This is a genomic window from Mesorhizobium sp. WSM4849, assembly GCF_055811385.1.
The window spans coordinates 1-440 of record NZ_JBVVPW010000116.1 but is presented as its reverse complement, the minus strand read 5'-3'; the positions used below and the strand labels follow the sequence as shown (position 1 = coordinate 440).

1 pseudogene is annotated in these 440 nt (G+C 60.5%); it reads left to right on the top strand.

The window, feature by feature from the left end:
• Nucleotides 1–440 (top strand): annotated as a pseudogene (gene groEL, locus AC0L3L_RS36460) (chaperonin GroEL); the annotation flags it as partial.

Here is a 440-nt window from a genome sequence, read left to right as displayed (position 1 = left end):
GTCGGCTCGATGATCGCCGAAGCGATGCAGAAGGTCGGCAATGAGGGCGTCATCACGGTCGAGGAAGCCAAGACCGCCGAGACCGAACTCGAAGTCGTCGAAGGCATGCAGTTCGACCGCGGCTATCTCTCGCCCTACTTCGTCACCAACGCCGACAAGATGGTTGCGGATCTGGAAGACGCCTACATTCTTCTCCATGAGAAGAAGCTTTCCAACCTGCAGGCCATGCTGCCGATCCTCGAGGCTGTCGTGCAGACCTCGAAGCCGCTGGTCATCATCTCGGAAGATGTCGAAGGCGAGGCTCTGGCCACGCTGGTCGTCAACAAGCTGCGTGGCGGCCTGAAGATCGCCGCCGTCAAGGCACCGGGCTTCGGTGATCGCCGCAAGGCCATGCTGGAAGACATCGCCATCCTCACCGGTGGCCAGGTCATTTCCGAAGA